The sequence below is a fragment of the Proteus vulgaris genome (assembly GCF_016647575.1).
Lineage (GTDB): Bacteria > Pseudomonadota > Gammaproteobacteria > Enterobacterales > Enterobacteriaceae > Proteus > Proteus mirabilis_B.
In genome coordinates this window covers 23,697-50,307 of record NZ_CP032663.1, presented here as the reverse complement: position 1 = coordinate 50,307, position 26,611 = coordinate 23,697, and the positions used below count along the sequence as shown (strand labels likewise).

Annotated in this window: 25 protein-coding genes; 11 read left to right on the top strand and 14 right to left on the bottom strand. The window is 38.2% G+C overall.

The genetic code is table 11. From position 1 onward, the window contains the following. Positions 1 to 26 precede the first annotated feature (26 nt). The 3 genes from gpsA to D7029_RS00225 all read right to left on the bottom strand — a co-directional run bounded on the left by gpsA (position 27) and on the right by D7029_RS00225 (position 2,020). The gene (gene gpsA / locus D7029_RS00235) at positions 27 to 1,043 is read right to left on the bottom strand and encodes an NAD(P)H-dependent glycerol-3-phosphate dehydrogenase (protein WP_194951565.1); all 1,017 of its coding nucleotides are present in this window, start codon (positions 1,041 to 1,043) and stop codon (positions 27 to 29) included. Next, a complete protein-coding gene (gene secB, locus D7029_RS00230) occupies positions 1,043 to 1,513 on the bottom strand; it encodes a protein-export chaperone SecB (protein WP_006534205.1) in 471 nt (156 codons plus the stop codon). The genes gpsA and secB overlap by 1 nt, the downstream gene beginning before the upstream one ends. 69 nt (positions 1,514 to 1,582) lie before the next feature. Beyond that, entirely contained in the window at positions 1,583 to 2,020 is a 438-nt protein-coding gene (locus D7029_RS00225; protein WP_023583406.1) for a rhodanese-like domain-containing protein, read from the bottom strand. A gap of 359 nt (positions 2,021 to 2,379) precedes the next feature. Here D7029_RS00225 and rimO point away from each other — a divergent pair, with 359 nt between their 5' ends. From rimO to D7029_RS00210, 3 genes are all read left to right on the top strand, one after another. Then, a complete protein-coding gene (gene rimO, locus D7029_RS00220; protein WP_088494108.1) occupies positions 2,380 to 3,708 on the top strand; it encodes a 30S ribosomal protein S12 methylthiotransferase RimO in 1,329 nt (442 codons plus the stop codon). A gap of 215 nt (positions 3,709 to 3,923) precedes the next feature. Beyond that, entirely contained in the window at positions 3,924 to 5,216 is a 1,293-nt protein-coding gene (envC, locus tag D7029_RS00215) for a murein hydrolase activator EnvC (RefSeq protein WP_194951564.1), read from the top strand. 53 nt (positions 5,217 to 5,269) lie between these two features. Beyond that, on the top strand, positions 5,270 to 6,184 hold the full coding sequence (locus tag D7029_RS00210; RefSeq protein ID WP_228766793.1) for a divergent polysaccharide deacetylase family protein: 915 nt from the start codon (positions 5,270 to 5,272) through the stop codon (positions 6,182 to 6,184). Positions 6,185 to 6,234: 50 nt separating this feature from the next. On the opposite strand, the gene tdh is transcribed toward D7029_RS00210, so the two are convergent. Next, the gene (gene tdh / locus D7029_RS00205; RefSeq protein WP_075674078.1) at positions 6,235 to 7,260 is read right to left on the bottom strand and encodes an L-threonine 3-dehydrogenase; all 1,026 of its coding nucleotides are present in this window, start codon (positions 7,258 to 7,260) and stop codon (positions 6,235 to 6,237) included. Positions 7,261 to 7,269: 9 nt separating this feature from the next. Beyond that, the gene (locus tag D7029_RS00200) at positions 7,270 to 8,469 is read right to left on the bottom strand and encodes a glycine C-acetyltransferase (RefSeq protein WP_194951562.1); all 1,200 of its coding nucleotides are present in this window, start codon (positions 8,467 to 8,469) and stop codon (positions 7,270 to 7,272) included. Positions 8,470 to 8,739: 270 nt separating this feature from the next. Here D7029_RS00200 and rfaD point away from each other — a divergent pair, with 270 nt between their 5' ends. The 4 genes from rfaD (at position 8,740) to D7029_RS00180 (ending at position 12,722) form a co-directional block, all read left to right on the top strand. Continuing rightward, positions 8,740 to 9,678: an ADP-glyceromanno-heptose 6-epimerase gene (rfaD, locus tag D7029_RS00195; RefSeq protein ID WP_194951561.1), complete on the top strand. Its 939-nt coding sequence runs from the start codon at positions 8,740 to 8,742 to the stop codon at positions 9,676 to 9,678. A gap of 9 nt (positions 9,679 to 9,687) precedes the next feature. Continuing rightward, positions 9,688 to 10,740: an ADP-heptose--LPS heptosyltransferase RfaF gene (gene rfaF / locus D7029_RS00190; RefSeq protein WP_194951560.1), complete on the top strand. Its 1,053-nt coding sequence runs from the start codon at positions 9,688 to 9,690 to the stop codon at positions 10,738 to 10,740. After that, on the top strand, positions 10,737 to 11,693 hold the full coding sequence (gene rfaC, locus D7029_RS00185; RefSeq protein WP_194951559.1) for a lipopolysaccharide heptosyltransferase RfaC: 957 nt from the start codon (positions 10,737 to 10,739) through the stop codon (positions 11,691 to 11,693). The genes rfaF and rfaC overlap by 4 nt, the downstream gene beginning before the upstream one ends. 123 nt (positions 11,694 to 11,816) lie before the next feature. Continuing rightward, complete coding sequence (locus tag D7029_RS00180) at positions 11,817 to 12,722, top strand: glycosyltransferase family 2 protein (protein WP_194951558.1); 906 nt, start codon at positions 11,817 to 11,819, stop codon at positions 12,720 to 12,722. A 434-nt stretch (positions 12,723 to 13,156) separates the two neighbouring features. Here the strand turns inward: D7029_RS00180 and D7029_RS00175 are convergent, their stop codons facing one another. The 5 genes from D7029_RS00175 to rfaQ are packed head-to-tail and all read right to left on the bottom strand — an operon-like array spanning position 13,157 to position 18,337. Beyond that, positions 13,157 to 14,032 (bottom strand): antimicrobial resistance protein Mig-14, encoded by an 876-nt coding sequence (locus D7029_RS00175; RefSeq protein WP_228766718.1) that lies wholly within the window; start codon positions 14,030 to 14,032, stop codon positions 13,157 to 13,159. Positions 14,033 to 14,043: 11 nt separating this feature from the next. Beyond that, positions 14,044 to 15,009 (bottom strand): polysaccharide deacetylase family protein, encoded by a 966-nt coding sequence (locus D7029_RS00170; protein ID WP_194951556.1) that lies wholly within the window; start codon positions 15,007 to 15,009, stop codon positions 14,044 to 14,046. Between the two features lie 39 nt (positions 15,010 to 15,048). Further along, positions 15,049 to 16,149: a glycosyltransferase gene (locus D7029_RS00165; RefSeq protein ID WP_194951555.1), complete on the bottom strand. Its 1,101-nt coding sequence runs from the start codon at positions 16,147 to 16,149 to the stop codon at positions 15,049 to 15,051. After that, a complete protein-coding gene (locus tag D7029_RS00160; protein ID WP_194951554.1) occupies positions 16,146 to 17,276 on the bottom strand; it encodes a glycosyltransferase family 4 protein in 1,131 nt (376 codons plus the stop codon). Before D7029_RS00160 ends, D7029_RS00165 begins: the two co-directional genes overlap by 4 nt. Further along, positions 17,273 to 18,337, bottom strand: a complete 1,065-nt coding sequence (gene rfaQ, locus D7029_RS00155) for a putative lipopolysaccharide heptosyltransferase III (RefSeq protein ID WP_194951553.1) — start codon at positions 18,335 to 18,337, stop codon at positions 17,273 to 17,275. Before rfaQ ends, D7029_RS00160 begins: the two co-directional genes overlap by 4 nt. Before the next feature lie 201 nt (positions 18,338 to 18,538). Here rfaQ and waaA point away from each other — a divergent pair, with 201 nt between their 5' ends. Genes waaA through coaD form a run of 3 tightly spaced genes read left to right on the top strand, consistent with a single transcriptional unit; the run spans position 18,539 to position 21,070 of the window. Further along, positions 18,539 to 19,816: a lipid IV(A) 3-deoxy-D-manno-octulosonic acid transferase gene (gene waaA, locus D7029_RS00150; protein ID WP_075673244.1), complete on the top strand. Its 1,278-nt coding sequence runs from the start codon at positions 18,539 to 18,541 to the stop codon at positions 19,814 to 19,816. Further along, a complete protein-coding gene (locus D7029_RS00145) occupies positions 19,816 to 20,595 on the top strand; it encodes a glycosyltransferase family 2 protein (RefSeq protein ID WP_194951552.1) in 780 nt (259 codons plus the stop codon). Before waaA ends, D7029_RS00145 begins: the two co-directional genes overlap by 1 nt. After that, entirely contained in the window at positions 20,585 to 21,070 is a 486-nt protein-coding gene (coaD, locus tag D7029_RS00140; protein ID WP_194951551.1) for a pantetheine-phosphate adenylyltransferase, read from the top strand. The genes D7029_RS00145 and coaD overlap by 11 nt, the downstream gene beginning before the upstream one ends. Here coaD and mutM read toward each other — a convergent pair. Further along, on the bottom strand, positions 21,067 to 21,891 hold the full coding sequence (gene mutM / locus D7029_RS00135) for a bifunctional DNA-formamidopyrimidine glycosylase/DNA-(apurinic or apyrimidinic site) lyase (protein ID WP_194951550.1): 825 nt from the start codon (positions 21,889 to 21,891) through the stop codon (positions 21,067 to 21,069). The two genes, coaD and mutM, sit on opposite strands and share 4 nt — an antisense overlap. Positions 21,892 to 21,989: 98 nt before the next feature. Here mutM and rfaL point away from each other — a divergent pair, with 98 nt between their 5' ends. Next, positions 21,990 to 23,246 carry an O-antigen ligase RfaL gene (rfaL, locus tag D7029_RS00130; protein WP_194951549.1) on the top strand — a complete coding sequence of 419 codons (1,257 nt, stop codon included), beginning with the start codon at positions 21,990 to 21,992 and terminating at the stop codon, positions 23,244 to 23,246. A 1-nt stretch (position 23,247) separates the two neighbouring features. Here rfaL and D7029_RS00125 read toward each other — a convergent pair whose 3' ends face one another. From D7029_RS00125 to D7029_RS00115, 3 genes are read right to left on the bottom strand one after another with little or no spacing between them, the layout of a single operon-like run. Next, on the bottom strand, positions 23,248 to 24,417 hold the full coding sequence (locus D7029_RS00125; protein WP_194952563.1) for a glycosyltransferase family 4 protein: 1,170 nt from the start codon (positions 24,415 to 24,417) through the stop codon (positions 23,248 to 23,250). After that, complete coding sequence (locus tag D7029_RS00120; RefSeq protein ID WP_194951548.1) at positions 24,417 to 25,520, bottom strand: glycosyltransferase family 4 protein; 1,104 nt, start codon at positions 25,518 to 25,520, stop codon at positions 24,417 to 24,419. The genes D7029_RS00125 and D7029_RS00120 overlap by 1 nt, the downstream gene beginning before the upstream one ends. Positions 25,521 to 25,523: 3 nt before the next feature. After that, positions 25,524 to 26,525 (bottom strand): glycosyltransferase family 9 protein, encoded by a 1,002-nt coding sequence (locus tag D7029_RS00115; RefSeq protein WP_194951547.1) that lies wholly within the window; start codon positions 26,523 to 26,525, stop codon positions 25,524 to 25,526. Positions 26,526 to 26,611 lie beyond the last annotated feature (86 nt).

Genomic DNA, 26,611 nt, shown 5'->3' with positions numbered 1-26,611 from the left:
GAAATAAATAACTATCTAAAATAGACTTAGAAAAGATTACTGTCTATCTCATCTTTCGTTGCACGGCCTAATAAAGATAATGCCGCTTCTTTAGCATCTTTATGCTGGTATAAAATTTGGTAGATCTGCTCTGTGATAGGCATTTCAACACCAACTTGCTCAGCTAATGCACGAACCTCTTTGGTATTGCGATAACCTTCAACGACCTGCCCGATTTTCTCTTGGGCTGTATCAACATCAAAGCCTTGACCTAGCATCATACCGAATCGACGATTACGAGATTGGTTATCGGTACAGGTTAAAACTAAATCACCTAAACCCGCCATTCCCATAAAAGTAGCAGCATCTGCACCTAATGCTTTACCTAATCGGCTCATCTCGGCAAGTCCGCGGGTGATCAGCGCTGTACGCGCATTCGCACCAAATCCCATACCATCAGACATACCCGCACCAATCGCAATCACGTTTTTTACCGCGCCACCTAATTGCACACCGATAAAGTCAGGATTTTTATACACACGGAAACTTTTGCCACAATGGAAAAACTGTTGAAGCTCTTCAGAGAACGTATTATCCGTTGATGCCACAGAAATCGCAGTGGGCAAACCCGCGGCAAGCTCTTTAGCAAAAGTAGGGCCTGATAAAACTGCTAGCGGGATTTCATTACCTAATACTTCACGCGCTACATCTTGCAACAAGCGACCAGTATGAGCCTCAAGTCCTTTTGTCGCCCAAACAACACGTGCATCCTGACGTAAAAAGGGTTTGATCTGTTGTAATACATCACCAAAAACATGGCTTGGGATCACAACAAGAATATTACGGCTGGCTTCAATGGCTTTTTGCAAAGAAGCTTCCATGTATAAACTATCAGGAAAGGAAACATCGGGCAGAAATGCCTGATTACAGCGTGCTTGTTCTAATGCAGCAACATGCTCAGGATCATGACCCCAAAGTACAACGTCATGACCATTGCGCGCTAAGGTAATCGCTAAAGCGGTGCCGTATGAACCGGCACCGATAACTGTCATAGAAGCGTTCATTAAGCTTCTTCAGCCCCTTCATTAGCCGCATCAGTTTGTTGCTGTTGTAAATAGTTCATAAACAACGCATCAAAGTTAACAGGTGCTAAGTTCAGTTGTGGGAAAGTACCACGGCTAACTAAGTTAGTGATACATTCACGAGCGTAAGGGAACAGAACGTTAGGGCAATATGCACCTAAGCAATGTGCCAGTTGAGTGCCTTCGATACCTTCAACGGTAAAGATACCTGCTTGTTGAACTTCACACAGGAATGCAGTTTCGTTATCCATTGTTGCGGTTACAGTAACGCGCAGAATAACTTCATAGACGTTTTCAGCTAGAGTATTAGAAGAAGTATCCAGATCTAATTTAACTTCTGGTTGCCACTCTTTTTGGAAAACTTGTGGGGCATTAGGCGCTTCAAAAGAGATATCTTTTGTATAGATACGTTGAATTTGAAAAGTCATCTCTTGGTTTTGCTGTTCTGACATAATAATCTTACCTTTTTATATCCTTATTAATTGAATAGCAGTAAGTATAGAACTCAATCTGCCCGCTCGTTACTTTTTACCTTTAGCCAGTGGTAAATTCTCACCACTCCAGCCTGAAAGACCATCTTTTAAGATAAAGACTTTTTCAAAACCGAGTTTAATTAGGCTTTCTGCAGGTTTTGCACCTTCAATACCTGATGGTGACACAACAATAACTGGCTGTGATTTATATTTCTCCAGCTCAGCAATATTATTATTTTTGATTTCAGAAGGCGTTAAATTGATAGAATCAATGATGTGTCCTTTACGGAATTCATCACGGCTACGGATATCAACACACACCGCATTCTCTTTGTTTATCAAAGAAATCGCTTCTGTACGGGAAATATTTTTCGTCTTAGAAAAAAGCCCTTTAAAGGTCAATACAATGACCGCCACCAGCAACGCGACCCAAACAAAGCTTAACAGGGTGTGCCGGTTGAAAAATTGCATTACTTCTTGCAGCATAGGATGCAATCACTCTCGTTGGTTAAAAATAGTATCAAAGAGCCAAAGTATACCTTTGTCATGGCGCAATTACAGCCTATTCCTGCTTTTCTCTTTCTATTTTTGCGGAAAGTTTCTCAACAATCATTTTTTTTATTGACGGATTTATGTACCATTAGCGCCGGTTCCGTGAAAAATGATGAATTAAAAAGGCCTTACCTTTTTACTCTACAGGATCCCTCTTCAGGCAAGCTATTAATAAATCAGCATCCCTAATAGTGGCTACTTACGTATAAAATCTCCCATATTACGTAAGATTTATACCTGTCTGAGATACAACAACTATCTGTTATTTATTTAAAAGTATTGAGAACACGAGCATGTCGCAAACAAATCAAGTGCCTAAAATTGGATTCGTTTCATTAGGTTGTCCTAAAAATTTAGTGGACTCTGAACGTATCCTAACCGAACTGCGTACAGAAGGTTATCAAGTTGTTCCTACCTATAATGATGCTGATTTAGTCATCGTCAACACCTGTGGGTTTATTGACAGTGCAGTACAAGAATCGCTAGAAGCGATTGGTGAAGCACTCGATGAAAACGGTAAAGTCATTGTTACTGGCTGTTTAGGTGCAAAAGAGAACCAAATTCGTGAAGTGCACCCTAAAGTACTTGAGATCACAGGGCCTCATAGTTACGAACAAGTTTTATCTCATATTCACCACTATGTGCCAAAACCTGATCACAACCCTTTTCTCAGCCTTGTTCCTGAACAGGGTGTAAAATTAACGCCTCGTCATTACGCGTACTTAAAGATCTCTGAAGGTTGTAATCACCGTTGTACATTCTGCATCATCCCATCAATGCGAGGCGATTTAGACAGTCGTCCAATTGGTGAAGTCTTAGGTGAAGCTAAAAGATTAGTTAATGCAGGTGTAAAAGAGTTACTTGTTATCTCTCAAGATACTTCTGCTTATGGCGTTGATACTAAACATCAAACGGGTTTTTGGGATGGAATGCCGGTCAAAACCAGTATGGTCAGTTTATGTGAGCAGCTGGCAAAATTAGGCATTTGGGTTCGCTTGCATTATGTTTATCCATATCCACATGTTGATGATGTCATTCCTTTAATGGCAGAAGGTAAAATTCTACCTTATTTGGATATTCCTCTTCAGCATGCGAGCCCTAAGATTTTAAAACTGATGAAACGCCCAGGTGCTGTTGAGCGTACATTAGAGCGAGTAAAACGCTGGCGTGAAATTTGCCCTGAGTTAACCTTACGTTCTACTTTTATTGTTGGTTTCCCGGGTGAAACAGAAGAAGATTTCCAAATGCTATTGGATTTCTTAACACAAGCACGTCTTGATCGCGTAGGTTGCTTTAAATACAGCCCTGTTGATGGTGCGAAAGCAAATGAATTAGCCGATCAAGTACCTGAAGAAGTGAAAGAAGAGCGTTATCATCGCTTTATGCAATTACAGCAACAAATTTCGACTGAACGCCTGCAAGAGAAAATCGGTAAAGTGTTGCTAGTCATGATTGATGAAGTGGATGAAGAAGGTGCAATTGGTCGTAGTATGGCTGATGCGCCTGAAATTGATGGTGCTGTTTACCTCAATGAGCAATTTGATGTAGAACCAGGACAAATCGTTCGTGTTCTTATTGAACATGCAGATGAATATGACCTTTGGGGTACTATCGTCGAATAATCTCTCTCGTGGACAGCGTGATATTCTATTGCGCTGTCACACAGAAACCCTCTTTTTTCCTCTCTCCTATTATTATTGCTTTATAATCTCTTATTAATTGAATAGATTACCTGTTAGGTATTATCTGAAATTTCGGCTTTATTTCGTGTTAGCTGGTCAGTTGTTTTATGGCATGAAATAATCTTACAAACTGTTATGAAAGGTACGTTGGTCAGATGGCAGAGAAAATGGATCTTCAAAAAAAAACACATCCGCCTTATCGTGTATTTTCTTTACCGTTAATCACGTTGCTTATTAGCACCTCGCTCTTTTCTGCATCCCCTGTTTTTGCTAACACATTAACGGATAACCGCAATCAGCTAAAAGATCTACAAACTACGATTGCGGAAAAAGAAAAACAGGTTCAAGAACAACAAAAACAACGAACAGCTCTTCTTGGTCAATTAAAAACTCAAGAAACCCAAATTTCTAGTGCAGGTCGCTCTGTACACGAAACCCAAAACCGCTTACAAACATTGGGCAAAGAGATAAAAACCATTACCGCAAATATTGCTCGCTTACAAAAGCAGTATCAATCACAACAAGAGTTATTAGCACGTCAAATGGATGCTGCATATCGTCAAGGTAAGCACCAAGGTATCGAACTCTTATTTCGTGGCGAAGAAGGCCAACGTGAAGAGCGTATTTTAGCGTATTACAGCTATATTAATGATGCTCGCAAAGAAACAATGGCAGAGCTTGCTCAAACATCAAAAGAGCTTGAAGCAGAAAAAGCAGCGCAGCAAGCAAAACAGAATGAGCAAAAGCAGGTTCTCACTAAACAACAGCAAGAAAAACAAAAACTCGATAATGCTTTAGCTGCCCGACAAAAAACGCTGACACAACTTGAATCAACTTTAAAAGCAGATCAGAAAAACTTAGCCACCATGCGAGCTAATGAAGCTCAATTAAGAAATAAAATTGCTCAAGCTGAACGTGAAGCTAAAGCACGAGCAGAGCGTGAAGCCCGAGAAGCAGCACGCATTGCAGCCAAACAACGAGAAGCCCAACAGCGCGGTTCAACCTATAAACCGACAGCTGAAGAGCAATCATTAATGTCACGTACTGGTGGTTTAGGTAAACCTGCGGGGCAAGCTATTTGGCCTATCAGAGGCTCTTTATTACACCGTTTTGGTGAATCTATTTCTGGCTCTGGCGAATTACGTTGGAAAGGAATTGTTATACCAGCAGCACAAGGCACTGAGGTAAAAGCCATTGCTGATGGTCGTGTATTATTAGCAGATTGGCTTCAAGGTTACGGTTTAGTGGTTGTGGTTGAACATGGTAAAGGTGATATGAGCCTTTATGGTTATAACCAAAGCGCTTTAGTGAATGTTGGTCAACAGGTTAAAGCAGGCCAATCTATTGCTTTAGTTGGTAACAGTGGTGGACAAGAGCGTTCAGCACTCTATTTTGAAATTAGACGTCAAGGAAAAGCAGTGAACCCTGTTCCTTGGCTTGGGAGGTAGGTTTGAAATTACTTGGCACATTACAACGCAAGCGCTCTTTTTTACTTAGTTTAATGTTGCTAAGTCTGGTTGTAAGTACACCTGCATTTGCAGCCAAATTAGCCATTGTAATTGATGATTTTGGTTATCGTAAAAAAGAAGATAACCAAGTTTTACAACTTCCTACTGCGGTTTCTATCGCTATTTTACCTGATTCTCCTCATGGTAAAGAAGTGGCGACTAAAGCCCATGCACAAGGGCGTGAAATTCTCATCCATATGCCGATGGCGCCCATTAGCAAACAACCTCTAGAGCGCGATACCCTAAAACCATCAATGGATCAGGCTGAAATTAATCGCATTATTCAGCATGCTATTAGTAATGTTCCTTACGCTGTCGGTATGAATAACCATATGGGCAGTGCAATGACATCGGATAGACAAGCAATGGATAGGGTTATTAAAGCGCTTAATCACTCTAATCTCTATTTTTTAGATAGTGTGACCATTGGTAATACACAAGCCGCCATTGCTGCAAAAGCCGCAGGAGTTCCCTCTTTGCGTCGACATGTTTTTCTCGATAACGTACAGACTGAAGCAGAAACAAGGCAGCAACTCGCTCGCGCTATTGCTTTAGCGAGAAAAAATGGTTCCGCAATTGCCATCGGACATCCTCATCCCTCGACAGTTAGAGCATTACAGCAGCAATTACCTTTATTACCGGCTGATATTCAACTTGTGGCACCAAGTGCGCTATTAAAACCACAAACAGAAAAACCGATACAACCAGAACCGCCAAAAGTTGTGCCACTAACAGAACAACCAAAAGAGCCAAAACCTGCATCTTGGTTAAAACCCGCGCAAGAAGCCATTATTTCGATGAAAAAAAGTACGCTAATTAATACATTATCCAGCGGATTTAGCTCATCAGAAAAAAAGAAATTACCTGACACACCTGATCCTAATGAAATTGATAAAGTAAAAAAATAATGCAATAAAAAAGAGCCTTAAAAGGCTCTTTTTTACTTAAAGATCACGCATTACTGCCAATCTAAAATAACTTTACCTGATTGACCTGAACGCATGATATCAAAACCTTTTTGGAATTCATCAATTGGAAATTGATGAGTAATAATCGGGGAGAGATCAAGGCCAGACTGAATAAGTGCTGCCATTTTATACCATGTTTCAAACATCTCACGACCGTAGATACCTTTAATAAACAATCCTTTAAAGATAACTTGTCCCCAATCAATTGCCATATCAGAAGGAGGAATACCCAATAGCGCAATACGACCACCATGATTCATGGTGTTAAGCATGGTACGAAACGCAGGTGGCGCACCTGACATTTCCAATCCCACATCAAAACCTTCTGTCATCCCCAATTCTTTCATAACATCCATTAGGTTTTCTTTGCTGACATTAACGGCTCTGGTGACACCCATTTTTTTCGCAAGATCAAGGCGATATTCATTAACATCAGTGATCACCACGTGACGTGCCCCAACATGCTTACAAATTGCAGCCGCCATAATCCCAATAGGGCCTGCACCTGAAACCAGAACATCTTCACCCACTAAATCAAAAGATAATGCGGTATGTACAGCATTACCAAAGGGATCAAAAATAGCCGCTAATTCATCAGGAATATTGTCAGGGATTTTAAACGCATTAAAGGCAGGGATAACCAGATATTCAGCAAAACAGCCGGGGCGATTTACACCCACACCAATAGTATTACGACATAAATGAGTACGACCACCGCGACAATTACGGCAATGACCGCAAGTGATATGCCCTTCACCAGAGACACGATCACCAATATTAAAACCTTTAACTTCCTGCCCTATCGCAACAATTTCACCGATATATTCATGACCTACAACCATAGGAACAGGAATTGTTTTTTGTGACCACTCATCCCAGTTATAAATATGAACGTCAGTGCCACAAATTGCTGTTTTACGAATTTTGATCATCACATCGTTATGACCAAGTTCAGGTACTGGAACATCTGTCATCCAAATACCTTCTTGTGCTTTTAATTTTGACAATGCTTTCATAGAGTAACCTTATGCAATCACATTAAGTTCTTTGCCAATTTTGATAAATGCCGTCACTGCACGCTCAATTTGTTCAGTAGTGTGTGCTGCCGACATTTGTGTACGAATACGTGCTTGTCCTTGAGGTACAACAGGATAGAAGAATCCCGTGACATAAATTCCTTCATCAAGTAAGCGTGTTGCGAACTCTTGAGCTAATTTAGCCTCTCCTAACATAACTGGAATAATGGCATGATCTGCGCCAGCCAATGTAAAACCAGCGGCACTCATTTTTTCACGGAAAAGTGAGGCGTTACGCCATAGGCGAGCACGAATTTCATCCCCTGATTTCAACATATCTAAAACAGCAATAGAGGCTGAAACAATTGCAGGAGCTAACGAATTGGAGAATAAATAAGGGCGAGAACGCTGACGCAACCACTCAACCACTTCTTTACGCGCTGCGGTATACCCACCAGAAGCACCACCTAACGCCTTACCTAAAGTACCTGTGATAATGTCGACTCTGCCCATCACATCACAATACTCATGAGTTCCACGACCTTGTGCACCCACAAAACCAACAGCATGAGAATCATCGACCATAACAAGAGCACCAAATTCATCGGCTAAATCACAGATAGATTTTAGATCTGCAATCACGCCATCCATTGAAAATACGCCGTCTGTCGCGATCATAATGTGGCGAGCATTATCTGCTTTGGCTTTTTCAAGTTGAACACGTAGCTCTGCCATATCGTTATTGGCGTAGCGATAACGTTTTGCTTTACATAAACGCACACCATCAATAATAGACGCATGGTTTAAAGCATCAGAAATAATGGCATCTTCAGGACCCATTAGTGTTTCAAATAATCCACCATTCGCATCAAAGCAAGATGAATACAGAATGGCATCTTCCATTCCTAAAAATTCAGCGATTTTATTTTCTAATGTTTTATGTGAATCTTGTGTACCACAAATAAAACGCACAGAAGCCATACCAAATCCGTGGCTGTCCATACCTGCTTTTGCGGCTTCAATTAATTTTGGGTGATTAGCGAGGCCTAAATAGTTATTAGCACAGAAATTAATAACATGGCTTCCATCAGCAACTGCGATATCTGCGCTTTGTGAAGAAGTGATGATGCGCTCATTTTTAAAGAGGCCATCTTGACGAGTTTGTTCTAGTTGTTGATTAATTTGTTGGTAAAACGCGGGAGTAGACATACTTTCTCCTAAGACAGCAATTCGAAAAGAGACAACTTAAATAGTTTGACTACAATATAGTCAGTATTGTTTCTTATTCTATGCCTTTGTTCTATTAAAAACGACAAATGTAAATAATTAATGTTATTTGTGTAATTAAGATCACTAATACGCTCTGCTTTTTTCGAGAATTTCAGTCTGTTGTTCCATGATGAATGCTACCGTTAAAGCTGTTCAGTGTTATTATAGACCTAGAGCTAATTTTTAGATTTTATATGAAGGGGTAGCCACATGATTATCGTCACTGGCGGTGCGGGTTTTATCGGCAGCAATATTGTTAAAGCATTAAATGATGAAGGTTATACTGATATCTTAGTTGTTGATAACCTTAAAGATGGCACCAAATTTGTGAATTTGGTTGATCTGAATATCACTGATTACATGGATAAAGAAGATTTTATAGCAAGCGTTGTTGCTGGTGATGATTTCGGTGAGATTGATGCAGTTTTCCATGAGGGTGCTTGCTCTTCTACTACTGAGTGGGATGGCAAATATATGATGGATAACAACTATCAATATTCTAAAGAGCTACTTCATTTTTGTCTTGAACGCCAAATTCCTTTCTTATATGCCTCTTCTGCTGCAACTTATGGCGGTCGTACAGATAACTTTATCGAAGATAGAAAATATGAAGCGCCTTTAAATGTCTACGGCTATTCAAAATTCTTATTCGATGAATATGTACGCCAGATTTTACCTGAAGCAGATTCAATGATTTGTGGCTTCCGTTATTTTAATGTTTATGGCCCTCGTGAAGGACATAAAGGTGGCATGGCGAGTGTTGCATTCCATTTAAATAACCAAGTCAATGCGGGTCAAAATCCAAAATTATTTGAAGGTAGCGAAACCTTCCAACGTGACTTTATTTATGTTGGAGATGTGGCTGCGGTTAATTTATGGTTCTGGCGCAATAATGTATCTGGTATTTTTAACTGTGGTACAGGACGTGCTGAATCATTCCAAGCTGTTGCAGATGCCGTTATTGCCCATCATAAAGATAAAGATCTCTCTATCGAACATATTGAGTTTCCAGAGAAATTAAAAGGTCGTTACCAAGCATTCACTCAAGCGGATCTGACGAATTTACGTAAAGCGGGTTATACCGCACCTTTTAAAACAGTTGCTGAAGGCGTAGAGCTTTATATGCAATGGTTAAATCAAGGTAAGTAATCGCTGTTTATGAAAATCTTTGTGGTAGGGCCTTCATGGGTCGGGGACATGATGATGTCCCAAAGTCTTTATCGTACATTGAAAGCATTACATCCTGCGGCAACGATTGATGTGATGGCACCTGCGTGGTGCCGTCCATTATTAGAGAAGATGCCAGAAGTTGATAATGCAATCCCGATGCCATTAGGTCATGGGGCTTTAGCCATTGGTGAACGTCGCCGTTTAGGAAAACAATTAAAAGAGAATGGTTATACTCACGCTTATGTATTACCTAACTCGTTAAAATCTGCCTTAGTCCCTTTTTTTGCAGATATTCCTAAGCGCACAGGTTGGCGTGGAGAAATGCGTTATGGGCTATTAAATGATTTGCGACCTTTAAATAAAGAAGCATTTCCTTTGATGGTTGAGCGCTATGTTGCGCTAGCTTATGACAAGCAAAAAGTCCAAAAAGCGACTGATTTACCACAACCTTTGTTATGGCCGAAGTTATCAGTTACCGAAAATGATATTGCTACCACATTAAGTCAATTTTCATTATCGACTCAACGCCCTGCCATTGGTTTTTGCCCCGGTGCTGAATTTGGCCCTGCAAAACGTTGGCCTCATTATCATTATGCTGCTTTAGCGCAAAAACTTATCACAGAGCAAGGGTATCAAATCTTCTTGTTTGGCTCTCAAAAAGATAAAGAAGCAGGCGAAGAGATAAAACAAGCTTTAACACCTGATGCCCGAGAAGCGTGTTTTAATCTTGCTGGTGAAACCAGTCTTGAACAAGCGGTTAATCTTATTGCATCTTGCAAAGCTGTTGTTAGTAATGACTCTGGTTTAATGCATGTTGCTGCCGCGTTAGAGCGTCCTTTAGTGGCGCTTTATGGTCCAAGTAGCCCTGACTTTACACCACCTTTATCACATAAAGCACGTGTGATCCGTTTAATTACGGGTTATCACAAAGTACGTAAAGGGGATGCTGAACAAGGCTATCACCAAAGCTTAATCGATATTCAGCCAGAGAAGGTTTTTGCTGAGTTAGCAAATTTACTATCAACGGAGCCATCAGCGTGAAGCGGGTATTAATCGTTAAAACCTCTTCCATGGGTGATGTTTTACATACGTTGCCAGCATTAACTGACGCAATAGATGCTTATCCTGATATCCGTTTTGATTGGGTCGTTGAAGAAGGTTTTGCACAGATCCCAAGCTGGCATCAAGCCATTGATACAGTTATCCCTGTCGCAATACGCCGTTGGCGAAAAAGCTGGTTTAGTGCCCCTATTCGTGCTGAACGCGCGCAATTTCGTCGCGCTATTCAAGCTCATCATTATGATGCGGTTATTGATGCACAAGGTTTACTGAAAAGTGCATTTTTGGTCACTCGATACGCCAAAGGCACCAAGCACGGTTATTCACGTCAATGCGCTCGAGAGCCTTTGGCGAGTTTCTTTTACGATATTCGCCACAACGTCAGTAAAGAGATGCACGCCGTTGAGCGAATTCGCCAACTGTTTGCTTTAAGCTTAAATTATCCAATTCCACAATCTCAGGGTGATTATGGAATTGCACAGCATTTTCTCTCACTTCCCGCCTTCGATGAGCGCCCTTATTTAGTCTTTTTACACGCAACTACACGTGATGAGAAACATTGGCCTGAATCTCATTGGAGAGAGCTAATTTCACTGCTTGCCGATTCTGGAATACGCATTAAATTACCTTGGGGTGCCGAGCATGAACATCAACGTGCAATACGTTTAGCAAAAGATTTTGACTACGTTGATGTGTTACCGAAGATGTCATTAGCCCAAGTGGCTCAGGTTATTGCTGGTGCTAAAAGCGTCGTTTCTGTGGATACAGGATTAAGCCATTTAACGGCTGCATTAGATAAACCCAATATCACCCTATTTGGCCCTACCGATCCCGGCTTAATTGGCGGTTACGGTAAAGCTCAAACGGCTGTAAAAGCAGAAGGTGGGGATATTGGGGAGATAAGTGCGCATGATGTGTTTCAATACTTTAACTAATCTTAGTTTCAGTAAACAAAAAAGTAATTTTAATTGACTCTATTGACGTTATGATTACACCTAAAAATATATTTCTGATTCTATGCATTACATCTTACCATCAAGATTATTTTAGGATTTATTATGATTTTATCTATTATCGTTAATATAAAAAATTTAGAAGCATTAATAGAAAAATGTGTTAATTCAATTAATTACGCTCTTAGAAATTGTAATCAAAATGACTATGAAGTGCTTCTTATTGATGATAACTCAACCGATAGAACAGAAGAAATATTAAAAGAATATGTAAATACACACCCTTCTTTTTACTATAAAAAAGTTTGTTTTAATAATGTTGGTAAAGCAAGAAAATACACTATTCCCTTATGTAAAGGTGAATATATTACTTTTGTAGATGGTGATGATTTTCTTTCTAATTTTGATATGCTGGATATTTTTTCTATTCTAAGTAAAGAAAAACCAGATCTTCTTATAACAAAAATACAAGAAGTATTTAATAATAAACAAATAATAGAAAAACAAGAAAATATAAAATATAAAATAGAAAGTAAAGATGAGATTATATCTGAATTTTTAGTTCATAAAAAATTTCAAGCTCATCTTTGTAGTAAATTTTTCTTAAGGGAGCTGATGTTAAAAATAGAGTTTCCTGATGTTTTTTGCTATGAAGACGTTTTTTTCTTCCCAAAATATCTAAATCTATCCAATAGATTCCTATACTCTGATAGTATTTTATATAACTATATAAAACATCCAAGTAGTCTATCAAATAATTTAAGTAAAGAAAAAATAGAGTTGATGGCTGAAGCTATAATCTCCATGCTAGACACACTACCCAAAAAACACCTCCATTTAAATATATCGCACTGTATAATTCATTTATATAAATATAAAAAGGAACTAAAAAAAGAAACTATCGAAAAATTAAAAAATAGGATTAATGAAGTCAATATGCTTAGTTTTATTCTTGATAAAAAAATAAGACTAAGTATAAAGAAAAGATATTTAAAAATTAAATTCAGTTAATTAAGATAAGGGTTAAGTCCCTTATCTTTTTTAGTTAATGTATATAATACTTCATCAAGTTTACTTTGAATAACATGGCTAGATGCTGGCAACAATCCATTTTTTAAACCAAATGGAGGATTACATCATAAGTATTACGTAAAGTGTACTGACAACCAGCCATTACTATGCTGTCTATTTGATTATCATTTTCAACTAATAACTTATTTTCGCTAGAAAACAATATGATATGTGCATCAAAATAGTAAGCTCAGGTCACAGAAGTATTACACATAAAGTTCCCCAAGCATTGTCGTAGAGAAAATAAAAATACTATTAAATTGAATATCAGAATAAAATGTACCTATTTTCTTCATTTCACCCCAAAGTAGATTGTAAAGATTAAAAAAATAGAATTTAATTTTAAGGCATTATGCATAAAAAAATCAATCTAACTATATTGATATTACTCTTTGTAGAGAAGAACGGTTACACCATCTTTCTTTGTAATCAAATGTTGGTCTACCAAAACAATATCTTAATTCTAAATTTCTTTTATTTGTATATTCAATTGCATCACGGACATTTACCCAGGCAGCTATTGTTCCTAGAGATAAATCAGGATAACTCATATCCATTCCGCTATTAATATAATCAAAACAAACCCAGTTTGGTGATTCTTTCTTTATAACATATTGCATGGCAACTGGATTATTCTCTAACCATAATATATTACCAAAGACTAAATTAGGGAATGTATTTAATATTTCTTGTATCTCTTTTTTATTTGAGTGTTCATTTCGTCTTTTGAAATAAAGCTCATCATAAATATCCGTAAATTCTTCTACTGAATATTTAGATACATTAACAACACTCCCTCCTTTTTTAATAAATTTATTTAATTCTCTATTTCTAGTGCTAATTGTTTTTTTAGAAAATGATTTCACTAAACATATCTCGCGATGGGCATTAATTTTTTTAAATGCATTTATTACTTGCTCTTTATGTTTTTCGGATAAAAATTTACTTTTTGCAGGTAAAAATACTTTTTCCTCTGTCGACAATGGTAATATAATTTCATCGAAATTTAGCATATAACGATAAAGTCCTAAATTATGTGCTATTTTCTGTTCTCCCGCTAAATACTTATCATTCCAAGTACAGAAAGCACCCATAATTTGATTATTTCTATCTTTTCTTATATAAAACTTCTCATCTAAATTAAAGCGTTGATGAATAAAATTAAGCAAGTCAGGGGAAGTAATTACACTACCTCCAAATTTAGTATATGCTTCTCGGTATTCCGATTCTGAACCTTGTTGCCAACCCATCTTAAAAAACATTATAATGATGCCTTATTTTTTATTTTATAATACTCAGCTAACGTCATTCCCTGCACTTTATCTGACAAGAAACTAAATAACGTTTCTAAATCGTTATATAACCCTTCAATATCTTTTTCGGTACGAAATGTTGGGCTGCCACCCGGCATAAATTCAGATGAATGCAACATAAATTCAATATGAGAGTGGCCTTGAGCTAAAGATTTTTCAGCAACTTCAATCATCTGTTGGGCATTTCCGCCTTTAGGGCGAAGCCAATTCACTGAAGGGGCTCTTTGTTTACCTCTTAATTTATCGTAACCCTGCTTAACTTTATTCATTAAAGGAGAGTGCTTATATTGAATACTCATCGGCACTTCTAGTAGCGAAGAATTTCCCGCTTTAGTAATATCCTGTAAGTCCATAAAATAAGCATGGCTTGGAAAATCGGTGTAATTTGTTCCACCTACTTGTGCTGGATCACCTTTAGTAAAACGCCAATCCACTTTTGGTGTCACAGAACAATCGACTTGGTAACCAAACTCAACTAAAAGTTGTGCATAAATCTCATTAAAAGCCCAACGACCTGCACGATGACTTAACATTTTAGTTTGCAGCTTATCTTCAAGTAAGTGCGTCATTAATGCGATTTTTTCTCGCATTTGATCTTTGGGATATTCAATTAAATAAGGCTGATAATGTAAATCATCATCCGTTAAAGGTGTTAATGGTGGGCTATTCCATGCATGCAAGTGCATACCAATTTCACCGGTATTACGCGCAATAACATCACGAGCAAATTCAATATAGGCTTCATCCATAACCATTTCATAGTTTGTTAGCCAAACAGGTTTAAAATTAAAGCGCTCACAAAGTTGCTGAAAACGAGGAAGAAAGTGTGTATTTTGAGTGGTGATCTCACCCTCATTTTCCCAAAGATTATCGCCTTCGGTATCTAATGTGATAATAAATGCTGGTTTAGTCATTGAAATACCTTACGTCTTCTTTAGAAATAAATAACTTTATTACTTAATAAGTGATATGTACTGATCAATCACTTCATCAATATCAAATTTTTGGTACATTTCTGGTCTAATTTTAGGTGGCGTAAAATAAACCAATCGCATCTTTTCTGCTAACGATGCTGCATTTAGTTCCGCTTTATAATTAGCAAGCTCACCTTCCATAATTTCACTAATGCCACCAGGACAGTTGGTACTCACAATCGGTGTATTACAAATCAAAGATTCAACTAACACATTACCTAAACCTTCGCTGTCAGAGCTTAAAACAACCGCTTTTGCATCTTTAATAACAGCAAATGGGTTTGATAAAAAACCAATTAAACTCACCTTATCTTCTAAATTAAGATCTGCTATTTTATTTTTAATTTTAGTTGTCACTTCAGAAGAGCCTTGCCCTGCAATAAATAATTTACAAGGTAGATCTGCTAACGCAAATGCCTCTAACAACCTGTCATGTCGTTTAACTTCATGAAAACGACCAATATGCAGTAAATAATCTTGCCCTTGATAAGAATTACTTTCTAAAGCCAGATTTCTAATTTCTTGAATATCAAACGGATTATAAATTGTTTTTAATTGTTGTGGTGATATCCCCACATTTTGGATCAAATCCTGCCCAGCCGCATTGGAAACCGTAATAATATTCTTCCCTTGGTATACTTTTTGGATCTTCTTTTGTTTTAACCAACGAGAAAAACCGGTTTTATTACCTAAATAAGATTGGGAAAATATGCCATGAATGCAATACCACGTATTTTTATCCATCAACTCTTTAGATAAAGCAACAATCCTATCAGTCTTATGCAAATTTGAAACAACAAGCGATGGAATACCTTTACGTGCAAATAGTGATTTCAACGTATTATCCATCGATTTTGCTCGACGTTTTAGTTCAGTTTGCCGATGAAATAATCCTCGATAGCTGTCTGCATCAATCAATAACTCAATATTAGCGGGGATAGAATAATCACATTTTTCGGCTAAAGAGAGTAGCGTCACGGTATAACCACGCTGGCTTAAGCCATGACACAGCCTGATAGTGACATTTTCAGCACCACCACCCGGTAATCCATCAATAATAAAAAGGATATGTTCCTTCATAAACTAAGAACCTTTTGGTAAAGCCCAATCAGTTGTTGAGATAAATGCTCTGGCGTATAAGGCAATATCTTATTTCGGGCGGCTTTAGACATTCTATTATCAAGATTATCGGCAGAAATTGTTTCTATTGCACTTATCATTGCAGAAATATCTAAAGCATCTGTGACAAAACCATTAATACCTTGTTCAATAAATTCAGAACCACCACAAGTATAACTGGTGATAACAGGTAAACCACATGCCATTGCTTCTAAAACAACATTAGGAAAAGGATCATATAAGGTCGGCAACAGTAAACCATCAGCCATTTGATATAAAGGTAGAGTATCTTTTTGCATACCTAAAAAATGAACTCTCTCATGGCTTTTTAATTGATAAGCGAGTTGTTGATACTTTTTCTGCTCTTTATCTTGCCCAACAACAATCAAATGTGCATGAGTACAACTAATGGCTTCAATGGCCGCTTTTAAGCCTTTACGTTCAAATCCTGAACCTACATAAATAAAGCATTTTGCTTCTATTGGGATCTGGTATTGCTGACGTAACTGTTCACGGTAAAGTGCTGTGGCAGGAAAAAATCGCTGATTATCAATCGCATTATAAATTACACTAATACGCTCACTTTCAACACCAAAGTCTTCCATCACTTCACGTTTTACCATCTCTGAATTACAGATAACCCGTTTCAGTTCTGATGAATGATACATCTCTTTTTCAGCTTTCATTACATAGCGGTGATAGCAGCTGTTAAGCAGTAATTGACTACGCAGTGGGCTTAATACTCGTGAACGTTGTAATAACCAGCGATGATGAACACCATCTCCTGCACGATAAATATCGCATCCAGCAATACGCTCATGGCTTTGTACTAAATCGAACTGTTCTTTTTGCCAGCATTGCCTTGTACCTTGAGCAAAACCTTTCTCACGACTAATCCGTCCCCATTTCATTGGATTGACAATATGAATATGCCATTGGGGTTGTACAGCACCAATCCATGAACGCGTGATCACATTAAGTTCTACCGCTTGATTATCCAATGCTTCAAGCGCCCGAGAAACAAATCGTTCAGCGCCTCCATCAGGTCGGTATTTTTGACGCACTATAGCCAATCGGAATGAATTCATTTTAGTTGTCCTCTTACGGCATTCAGTACATCTTCGACAGGTATTAAACTGAGATAACGCGTTTGTGTGTTAGTATTGACATCATCAGGATCTGGGAGTTCACCATAATTTCCTGCCCATAATACTTCGCCAATATGTTCCCATGGTGACCAATGAAATAATTTTGATGGTCCAAAGAGGGCAACAAGTGGTGTTTTAAGCGCCGCAGCCATATGCATAGGAACAGAATCAACCCCAATAAATAAACGTGCATCATCAATTAATGCCGCAAGTTGAGGTAAAGAAAGCTGCCCCGATAATGAGACTAGATTTTTTGAAGTACTCTTTTCAATTATAGTATTAACCATCTCTTGCTCTTTTGGATCAGGACCTGATGTTAAAACAATTTGTTTTCCTTCCTGTTCCAACGTATCAATTAATTCTGACCATTTACCTTCATCCCAACATTTAAAAAACCATCGAGAGGTCGGTTGAATAACAATATAAGAACTCAACACGTTATGTTCTTTTAATTTTGCGATAACAATTTGTTTATCTTGATGGCTATACGTCATTGATACTTGAGTATCTGTTTTAGGCAATTGTAATGGCTGTAAGAGTGCTAAATTTTGCTCAACAATATGTTTTTCATCTACAGAGCCTAGTGGGATCAAATGCGTAAAACATTTTTTCCAAATAGGACTTTGGCGTTTATAAATATCATACCCAATACGAATTTTGGCTCCCGTAAAACGGGTTACTATCGCGCTATTCCACTGATCAGCTAAGTTTATAACAACATCATATTGTTGATTTCTTAAGTCTGTTAGTAATTTCCACTCATGACGTAATCTTGCCAGCTTTCCCTCTTTTTTCCATGCCTTATCTAGTACAAAGATATGATGAATAGAAGAAAAATGTTCAATCATTGGCATGGTTTCTTTATTGATGAGGACATCAACTTTCGCATTTGGAAAATTAGCTTTTAATGTATTAATAACAGGGGTAATCAATAAAGTATCACCATGATGTCGTAACTTAATAACAAGAACCCTTTGTATTAACTTCATTTTTTCACTCATAACATTCCAAATGGACTTGAATAATTAGTAATGTGATTTGATTATAAAAAAAATTCTATCAAGTTTCCTGAATAAAGCCTGTTAAAATTAATAAAAAAGCATTATACCGTGTTGTTTATCGCCACAACGTTTGTTTTTACACACTTTCTACTACACAGTGTGATACTATAAGCGTTCGTCCAGATAAGTGAATTTGATAGCATGTTGTTGCGTTTATATCAGGTACTTCTTTACCTTATTCAACCTCTGATTTGGTTGCGTCTTTTATTACGCAGCCGTAAAGCACCCGCCTACCGCAAACGGTGGGGAGAGCGCTATGGCTTTTGCAAAGGCAAAGTCGTACCTCAAGGGATATTATTACATTCAGTTTCTGTTGGTGAAACACTCGCCGCAGTGCCACTTGTTCGCGCCCTTCGTCATCATTATCCCGATTTGCCTATCACGGTCACAACCATGACACCAACAGGCTCAGAACGTGTACGTTCTGCATTTGGTGATGATGTTTACCATGTCTATCTTCCTTATGATTTACCCGGTTCAGTTAATCGTTTTCTTAAAACGGTTGATCCGAAATTAGTTATCATTATGGAAACCGAACTATGGCCTAACCTAATTTCAAAACTACATCAACGAAAAATCCCGTTGATTATTGCCAATGCACGTTTATCAGAACGCTCTGCGGCGGGTTATCAGAAATTAGGTAGTTTCGTCAAAACGATGCTCCAAAAAATCACCTTAATTGCGGCTCAAAACCAAGAAGATGGTGAGCGTTTTATCGAATTAGGGCTCAAACGTTCACATTTACATGTAACGGGTAGCCTAAAATTTGATATTTCTGTCACCCCTGAGTTAGCAGCAAGAGCCGTTGCTTTACGTCGCCAATGGGCTGCCCATCGCCCTGTTTGGATTGCAACCAGTACTCATGAAGGTGAAGAAACCATTATCTTAGAAACACATAAAAAGCTACTGACACAATTCCCACAACTTTTACTAATTTTAGTTCCTCGACACCCAGAACGTTTTCCTAAAGCTGAGCAATTAACACGAGAAGCGGGATTAAAATATACGTTACGAAGCACTGATGCTGTTCCTGATGCACAGACCCAAGTCGTTATTGGCGACACTATGGGCGAGCTGATGTTGCTCTATGGTATTGCTGATCTGGCTTTTGTGGGAGGGAGTTTAGTCGAACGTGGTGGTCATAATCCTTTAGAAGCAGCCGCACACGCTATCCCTGTTATTATGGGACCTCATACTTTTAATTTTAAAAATATCTGTGCCAAGCTCGATCAAGCTGAAGGGTTAATTACTGTTACAGACAGTGAATCGATGGCAACTGCTATTGCTTCATTGCTTAATGATGAAGATTATCGCCGTTACTATGGTCGTCATGCTGTTGAAGTACTTCATGAAAACCAAGGTGCATTATTGCGTCTACTCACCCTACTTTCACCTTATCTTCCCCCTCGGAGCCACTGATGAGCCAAAGCAAGCGCCTTTCTGTCGTGATGATCAGTAAAAATGCTGCTGATATCATTGGTGAATGCTTAGACTCTGTGCAATGGGCTGATGAAATCATTGTATTGGATTCAGGAAGCCAAGATAACACCTGTCGTATTGCGACAGAAAAAGGGGCAAAAGTCTTTGTGAACAGTGAGTGGCCAGGTTTTGGCAGACAGCGCCAATTGGCGCAGCAATATGCCACAGGTGATTATATTTTTATGATCGATAGTGATGAACGTGTCACACCTGAACTCAAAACCAGTATCCTCACGATATTGCAGCAACCTGAAGAAAATGTAGTTTATAACTGTGCTCGCCGTAACTTATTTATGGGGCGATTTATGAAGCACAGTGGTTGGTATCCCGATAAAGTGACGCGTTTATATGCCCGTGAACGTTATCAATATAACAATAACCTGGTTCATGAGTCGTTAGAAACTCAAGGTGCAATAGTTAAAACGCTGCAAGGTGATCTCTTGCATCTTACCTGCCGTGATTTAATGGAGTTTCAGCAAAAACAGCTAAAATATGCTACCGAGTGGGCTAAAGAACGCCATCAACAAGGTAAAAAAACCAGTTATGGCTCCATCTTAAGTCATACATTAGGTGCCTTTTTTAAGACTTGGTTGTTAAGAATGGGTTTTTTAGACGGGAAACAGGGATTAGTACTGGCATTTGTTAATGCACAGTATACCTTTAATAAATACGCTTCTTTATGGGAACTCAGCCAGAAGACGGTAAATCATGAAAAATAAAGCTATCTACCCCGGAACCTTTGATCCTATCACTTATGGTCATATCGATATATTAACTCGTGCAGCAGGTATGTTTGATACCGTTTTATTAGCTATTGCTGATAGCGCCCGCAAAAACCCAATGTTTACCTTAGAAGAGCGAGTTAATTTAGCCAGAGAGGTGACGAGCCATTTACCGAATGTTGAAGTCGTTGGTTTTAGTGAGCTAATGGCAAATTTTGCCAAACAACAACAAGCGACTATTTTAATTCGTGGTGTTCGTAGCGTTTCTGACTTTGAATATGAATGGCAACTGGCAAATATGAACCGGCACTTTGCGCCTGATCTTGATAGTGTGTTTCTACTGCCATCCCAAAATTTTTCATTTGTCTCTTCATCTTTAATTAAAGATGTGGCGCGCCATGACGGTGATGTTTCTACATTTTTACCTGAAGTTGTGACCGCAGCAATGCTAAAAAAGTTAGGTAAAATTTAGCTCTCATTCTCACCATGTTGGCAATGTCGGCAGAAAAACGTGCTACGTTGCCCTTGTTTAATGCTTTCAATCTGTTGCCCACAAATCAAACAAGGCTTATCTTTACGCCCATAAACAAAGAGTTCTTGAGCAAAATATCCTGGCTTGCCATCAGACTGTAAGAAGTCTTTAAGTGTTGTGCCACCTTGCTCAATAGAGCGCGTCAATACTCGTTTAATCGCAGCCACCAGTACCGTACTCTCTTCTTGTGTTAAGCTATTAGCTTTTCTATCTGGCATAATTCCCGATGAAAATAGCGCCTCGTTAGCATAAATATTACCTACACCCACAACTAATTTATTATCCATTAACCACGGTTTGATAGCTGTTTTTTTATTTTTCGACTGTTGATATAGATATTCAGCATTAAATTCATCAGAAAGCGGCTCTGGCCCTAAATGGGCTAATACAGCACTAGTTTCTAAATCTTCACACCATAACCAAGCACCAAAGCGTCGTGGATCGGTATAACGCAATACTTTGCCATCACGAAAAATCAAATCGATATGATCATGTTTCTCTTCAGGTTGTTCTTCTAATAAAATACGCACACTTCCTGACATTCCTAAATGGATAATGATCCATCCAGTATTAAGCTCTATTAACAGATACTTAGCGCGACGCTTTACACTTAAAATCGGCTCATCCAGTAACGTTTTTATTTTCTCTGAAACAGGCCAGCGTAATCTACTATTGCGCACAATGGCATAGTGCAACACATTGCCCACAAGATGAGGCTCAATACCTCGGCGACTGGTTTCAACTTCTGGCAATTCAGGCACAGGTGGCTCCATTATTATCAGATAAGAGATACAGCGATAACATCATTTTTATTGTATGATCAGCTTCCCTAAAGTAGAAAGGACGATAGCAGATTATTATGATGTTGTTTAAAGACTATAGTAAAAAATCCCTCTGGAACTTATCCATTATTGGGCTTTACATTATATTGATCTACTTACCGGATATCACCCGTTATAAAAATATTGTGATGGGATTAATTGGTGCAACAGCGCTGTGGTATTTGGTGCGTGATTTTAAGACTATCTGTAAGATATTTAAAAATAATCTGTCATTCTCACTGCTGTTTTTATTGCTGGTGATTGGTTATTCCATTGTGATTTCGGTTGAGCCCAGTATCAGTATAAAAGAGATTAATAAGCCGATACTCAATGGATTACTGCTTTTTGCCGTTACCTTTCCAATTGTATTATATAAAGAGAAACCTGCCGATATAGCGAAGATGGTGATGGTCGCTTTTGCGATTGGGCTATTGGTGATTATGGCTAAAGAGTTGGTGCAGTATTATTTGGAATATCCTCAAGTAAAACCATTTACATGGCAAAGCCAACGACTGCACCGAGAAATAACCTATGCATTATTATTTTTTTTTCCTGTAAACTTAATTTATTGGACATATAAAAAGAGACCAAGTATTTATGAGTGGTTGTTTTTTATAGTGTTCAATTGCCTAATTATATTTATTATACTTGGAACATTAGCAAGAGGAGCTTGGGTTACATTGATAGTAATTGTATTATCAATAATAATTATTGAAAAGAATTGGTTACTTGTAAAAATAAGTATAATTACAACTATAATTTTATATATAGTCATCATACAATCATCACCGAATATTATTATTAAAGCTAAGCTGAAGCAAAAACTAACTCAAACAAGTAGTGGCCTACGCTTTGATAATGGAAGTAATAGCTCAGCATTAAACCTTATTTTAGAAAAACCTATTAAAGGTTATGGTTATGGTAATCAGCTTTACCATAATATTTATAATGAACGAGTTAAAGACCACCCCAATTGGATATTTAAAAAATCCATTGGTCCCCACAATATCTTTTTAGCCTTCTGGTTTGCTGGCGGTATTTTGGGGCTATTTAGTATTCTTTATTTCTGCTCTTCAATGATTGCCCAAAGTATCCAGTTAATAAGAAAAAACCAAGGGGTTATTCGTCAAGCTGCTCTTGTATTACTGATGTCCTTCTTAGGGGTTTATGTATTACGAGGATTATTTGAAAATGCCTATATCAATCAGGTGGGTATTTTGGTGGGATTAATGTTGGCGTTACGCCACTCATTATTAAATCATCAATCAGCAACACCATCAGATAAACAACAATAGGTTACTTAATTAGTTTCTCTATTGTTTTTAGAATGGTTTCTGCCCGCTTATCCCAATTGTAATAATTTTCAACGAGAGAGCGGGCATGGGTTGTTTTTTCTTTAGCTCGTTGTGGGTTTTCTCTTAACTGCACTATCTGTTTTGCAAAACTCTGTGCATTCCCACTATCAGCAAAGCTTACCGCTTTATCATCTACAACATCACGGATTGAAGGGAAATCTGAAATCACCACCGGTTTTTCCATCGCCATGTATTCAAATAACTTTAATGGAGAAGTATAACGGCTTCCAATACTCGTTAAAGTAAGCGGGAGTACACAAATATCATGTTGACCAATTGCTTCAAAACGTTTTTTTGGATCAATAAACCCTAAGAAATTCACTTTATCTTTTACATCCATTTCTTGAGCTAATAAAGTTAATCCTTCAATTTGCTCAGATGTACCACCAGCAATATTCAGCCTTGCATTATCAAGATATTTCATGGCTCGCATCATGGTAGGAATGCCTTTCCATTTATGCAAACTCCCTAAATACAATACCTCAGTAAAGTTTTTCTCAGAAATTAACGGCTTGACCTGATAATCAGCCACAGCATGTAAATCAACTCCATCAGGAACCACGGTTATTGGCGTAGTAACTTGATACTGCGAAACAATATCATCTCTTAATAATGAAGTAAGAACAAAAATGCCCGTCGCTCGGTTGTAAACTAATTTCTCCATTTTTAATAGCTTATGATATTTAGCACGATTCTTTTTTTTCTCAAATGAATGAGATTCTGCAAAAGATTGAGCGAAAATTTCATGACTCTCAAAAAAGAGAGGAATTTCTGGGTAATTTTCACAAAGATAACAAGCTAGTTTTAAATTACGGGTAAACAACGCATCAACGTTATTTTGCTTTACCCAGCGAGTAATCTGTAATGAGAAAAGTTTTTGTGAATTAAATGGAAAATACCATTTACGGCGAATATCTCTTAAAGAAACTAAACTCGCATTAGTATGAATTGAACGACCTAATATATCACTATCTCGATATTGCCCTTTAGGTGTGACTAATGTCACTTGAGCGCCTGCTCGAGCAAATGCATCCACATTTTGTAAAATTTGTAATGAAGCCACACGTAAGTCAGGCACTGGGTAAGGATCAAGATAGGCAATTTTCATAATTATGACGCCAATGCCTGTAATAAACGTTGTGCTGAGTGTTGCCAAGTATAACGTGTTTCTATACGGACACGCGCCAGCTCTCCCATCGCCTTACCTCTGTCTGGTAATCCACGAAGATGATTAATCGCTATCACAATTTCATCTGCACTACCTGATGCGACTAAAAGCCCTGCGGTACCTTCATTACCCACAACTTCAGGAATACCACCGATATGGCTCGCAATCACCGGTTTTGCACATGCCATCGCTTCGGCAATCGTAATACCGAAGGCTTCATCTCCAGTACTTGGGAAAATACCCACGTCACTTGCTGCATAAAATTCAGGTAATACGTTATGCTCGACAGGCTGATGAAAAATGACTTGCTCTGCAACACCTTTAGAAATCGCTTTCTTTTTTAATCGCTCAAGATCATCACCCGCACCGATAATCAAGAGCTTAACATCTTCACCTTTTAACTGTTCGATGGCATCGATGACAACACTCAAGCCTTTCCAACCCACTAATCGCCCAGCAAATGAGAGTAAAAAAGTAGATCCAGCTATTCCTAATTGCTCACGTAACGAGGTAGTCATAGGTCTAAATTTTTCAATATCCACACCATTATAAATCACACTAGGGAATTGCTTAAAATGATGTTGAATTTGCCAAGCATTAAAATGGCTACATGCCACCCATGCTGAAATCTTTTTACCTAACCAGCGATCACCTTTGAAAAAACTGGTTCCCCCACTCATATAGCAAAAACGCGTTGAGGATGATTTAGGCATCATAGAAGGCCAAAAAAAGTCAAAAGGCTTCGTTAAAATAACCCAATCAAAATTTTGACTGATAACATCTTTTTTAGCGTGTCGTGCAAAAGTGTAACGCTCAACAATACGACGAAAACGCCCACCGAGATCGATAACTTTATCTCGTGGTGTATAAGGGTAAGTGTGAATTTGTATTTGGCGTCCTGCCAGATTGTGTCGAATATCGCCATTGCCACCATAAAGATGAACTTCATGCCCAGCATCATGCAATTGCTTAGCCAGTTCCCAAACTGCTGTTTGGATCCCGCCATAAGACATGGTGATTGTGACATCAATTATACCGATCTTCATGGATTACTTTTTCACCTTCATTCCATTCATGATATTACTCACTGCATTCCACACATTCTCAACTGAGATTTCAGCCATATTATCTTCACGACGTGCTTTTTCTAATGGTGTAGGGTGTTGGATAACCTGACAACAAGAATGTTGTATAGGGGCTAAATAGCACCCGGGATGATAGCTATGATATAGCGCCACCATCGGGATATCTAAAGCACCGGCTAAATGTGTAGGACCGGTGTCAACACCAACATAAAGCGATAAATTTGCCATAATCGCCGCATTTTGACGCATCGAAACACGCCCCGCTAAAGCTAAACATCGCTCTTCACCTATTTTTTTAGCTAAATCAATAGATAATTGCGCACTTTCCTTACCACCTAATAGCAAAAAATACGTACTCGCGTCATGGGAAATAATCTGCTTTGCTAATTGCAGAAAGTTCTCCACTGGCCAATCTCGATAGGCTTTAGCAGGAAAGCTTTGTAACTGAAAACCAATAATATTCTTATTAATTAATGAATTATCTTTTAAAAACTGTTGTGCAAAAGTCACTTCTTCCTCACTGATAAAGTAACGTAATTGCCAACAACTCGGATAAATCCCTAATGCATTAATTAATAAGGCACGCTCTTTTTGTGCAACCATCGGCGACTTAGGACGCTCAACCCAAGTAACATTACCTTGCTGTTCAGATATATCAGCAAAAGCAACGGTATGATGAGATTGGCGACGAGCATAGTTCACTAATTCACGATCATTACCATATACCAAAGCTAAATCATAAGGTTTATTAGGTAACCAACCTGACCAAACAGCGCGTTTTTTAGAAAAATGTCTAATACTATTAATATCAGGATTATGCTCAAGAATGCATGCACTACGCTTATGTGCAAATACATGAATATGAGCATTGGGCCAACGCTGTTTTAAGGCATGGATAACGGGGGTGATAAGTAATGTATCACCAAAACGTGCTACCGCTATAACCAATATATTTTTTGGGTCCATGTGCTTTTTATTTGGCTTAAATGATACATTTACTTCTCAGACTATACACTAAAAAGTATTACAAATATTCATCAATAAGATGAATA